The 2,857-nt window shown below is 31.4% G+C and carries 3 protein-coding genes; all 3 read right to left on the minus strand.

Annotated features, from left to right (window positions below; all coding sequences use genetic code 11):
* Window positions 1–93: 93 nt before the first annotated feature.
* Window positions 94–618: a hypothetical protein gene (locus DFQ09_RS18500; RefSeq protein ID WP_115813090.1), complete on the minus strand. Its 525-nt coding sequence runs from the start codon at window positions 616–618 to the stop codon at window positions 94–96.
* Window positions 619–789: 171 nt separating this feature from the next.
* Window positions 790–1,299 (minus strand): hypothetical protein, encoded by a 510-nt coding sequence (locus DFQ09_RS18505; RefSeq protein WP_115813094.1) that lies wholly within the window; start codon window positions 1,297–1,299, stop codon window positions 790–792.
* A 690-nt stretch (window positions 1,300–1,989) separates the two neighbouring features.
* Window positions 1,990–2,592 (minus strand): hypothetical protein, encoded by a 603-nt coding sequence (locus tag DFQ09_RS18510; protein ID WP_115813092.1) that lies wholly within the window; start codon window positions 2,590–2,592, stop codon window positions 1,990–1,992.
* Between the last annotated feature and the right edge of the window lie 265 nt (window positions 2,593–2,857).

The raw sequence follows: 2,857 nt of genomic DNA on the forward strand, positions 1-2,857 counted from the left end.
TAGCTAAATCGGGATTAATATATGATGGAAATTATAAAAGTACTTTAGTGAAAAATTAATGAGTTTTTACTTGTTTTTTGCCACAGTACTTTGTTAGCTGTAGTATTTTATTTCTTTTTCCTTTAAATTTCCTTTGTAAATTGTCACATCATATTCAAATTCGAAAGAGTTAATAAAATTTCCATTTTCAGGTGAGAACATTAAGGTGTAAATAATATTCAGTTTGTCAAAAAGTAAATCGAAGTTCCGAATTAACAATTCCGATTTAATTTCCAGCCAGTCAGTTCTGCAGATAAGGAACTCATTCTTAATTAAAATTCTATCAGATTTTTGTTCCAAAATCCAGTTTTTGATTTCATTCTTAACATATAATTCCTCCTCAATTGTTTTAAACCTTAATTCCGTATAGATTGGTTTTTCAGGTTTGTCAATCAGAATCGGTTGAGCAATATTTTCTATATCTATCTCTGAAGAAACGATTTTTCCTAATTCAGATTCCAAACTATTTAATTCGGTCAAAAATTGATTTAGCGCATTCTCTTTTTTCTCGATATTAATTCGATTTTTATATTCAGCTCTTTTTAGCTTTAAATACTCTATTCTGGTCGTTTTGCTCATATTACAGCTAACGTGTTTGTATATGGTTTGTTGCGTGGTTTAGCACGTAATTTAGCAAATAAAAACCGAATAGAAAATCCGCGAGGATTTTCGTAAGTAGGCTAGAACCAAGCAATAAATTATATACGGTGTTGGCAACTGGCTTTCTTTTTTTTCGTTCCGATTTTTATTTTATTCGTTCATTTCAATTATTAATTTTTCTCCGTAATTCAGGTTTTTAAAGAAACTCAATTGTCTCTCAAATATATATCCGTTTTGCGTGAATTCCATAATTTGATTTTCGGTCTCGATTTTTAATTTCATTTCATCGATTGAATATTCTCCGAGCACAATTCTAAAATATCTTGCAATTAATTTAGAAACTCCTAATTTCAACATAATCCACATTGGTGATAAAGTCAGAGGTTCAACGCTTTCTTTTCCACGTATTAATTTTAGGTATACGATTTCCGATTCTTTTATTGTCAACTCACTTGTTTTATTGGACAAGTTTGACCTTAAAAGAATTCCACCTGAATATTTCTCAAAACTACATTTAGAGTTTTCTTTTATAAATTCCGCAGAATTATTTTTGGCTTTAAAGGACTTTAGATAAAATGATGAACTTCCAATTGCTTTCGGCTTTTTCCAATCGATTTTTGTCGGTTTTCCAATATTTTTTTCGATTGTTCTTGAGTTCATATTTTCTTGTCGAGTTCGGTTTTTAGCTTGTTGCCAACGTTGATGTGTATGGTTAGTTGCGTGGTTGAGCAACTAAGTTAACAAAAACCCACGAACCTGAGAATATTCCGCAGGAATATTCCAGATGCTCAGAGACGAAGCAATTAATTATACACGGTGTTAGCAGCAGTTTTTTATTTTAAGTTTCAGAATTGCACGTTCTGCTAGTCAGTCCGACGTAGTAGAGTAGATGAGTGACTTAGATCCCAACAGAACAGAATTTGGCGGATAAGAAACAAGTCCAAAGTCAAATGAGGTTTTTATAAGTCCAGTTTTTCATTTTAACGTTCAGAATTGCACGTTCTGCTAGTCAGTCCGACGTCGTTATGCTGATTAGCGATTACGATCTCACAGGCTTTAATTTGGCAGATGAGAAACAAGTCCGACGTCAACTGAGTTTTAATAAGTTGAGTTTTTTTAATTTATCTGACTTAAAAGTCTAAAAAAAAATCTCCGAAAAATAAACTAGGCGAAAATGCACGAATTGCATTGCTGCTAACGTGTTTGTGTATGGTTAGTTGCGTGGTTTAGCAACTAATTTAGCAAACTTTTACGAACCAGAGAAAATTCCGCAGGAATTTTCGTAAGTAGGCACGTAAAAAGCAATTAATTATACACGGTGTTGTAAAACGTTTTTATTCGTTCAAATATTTATATAATGCTTATCGCAATATTTTGTTTTTTTATAGGTTTCTTGAAAATTCTAAATATCAACGGTAATCTTGCATTCCAAACTTTTAGACTATCTAGATTCTTAAAATCAATCAGATAATTTCCACTTTCGGGAATGTCGAGAACTTTTATTTTTTTCGCTAAATATCCACATTCATAAGATTGAATTCTCCATTGCGTATCTCTAGGATTAATTATTCGTCCAGTTTTAATATTCGTAAGGGTAAAAGTAAAATTATGTACTTCAACGTCCCAACCTCCAAGAACATACACGCTAAATATTCCAACATGTAATTCTATAACTCTGTTAGAGTCACATATATTTATTGGGTATCCAAATTCCACATATCGAATATCTGTTTTCATTATTTCGATATTTTCTGGAACTTTATTTCTATGAAGAAATCCCGAAATTTTTTTATCAGGTGCAAGTTGCTCATAATTAATTTTGATATATGGTCTTGCACCATCGCCTAGTTTAAATTCAGATTGTAAATACTCAATTTCTTCATTATCCAATTCACGTACTGTTCCGTCCTTTTCAACATAAACATATTCAAAATTTTCTTTATTTTTATTCAAGAATTGTGAGTTTTAAATGAAGTTCAGATTTTTTTTAAATGTTTTACAACGTTGATGTGTATGGTTAGTTGCGTGGTTAAGCAACTAAGTTAGTAAACATTTACGAACCCGTGAATATTCCGCAGGAATATTCGCAAGTAGGCTAGAACCAAGCAATTAATTATACACGGCTTAAGTTTACAATTCATTAAATTTAAGGATAAATTAGAAAGAACAAAAGAGAGGAATAAGGTTAATATACACGCAGAAGCTTTAGACTTCGTCA

It is taken from the genome of Winogradskyella pacifica, assembly GCF_003386275.1.
GTDB classification, from domain to species: domain Bacteria; phylum Bacteroidota; class Bacteroidia; order Flavobacteriales; family Flavobacteriaceae; genus Winogradskyella; species Winogradskyella pacifica.

Bases quoted from the DNA above. Each gene is read 5' to 3' on its own strand.
- DFQ09_RS18500 (WP_115813090.1), bottom strand. From the start codon at position 618: ATGAGCAAAACGACCAGAATAGAGTATTTAAAGCTAAAAAGAGCTGAA.
- DFQ09_RS18505 (WP_115813094.1), bottom strand. From the start codon at position 1,299: ATGAACTCAAGAACAATCGAAAAAAATATTGGAAAACCGACAAAAATC.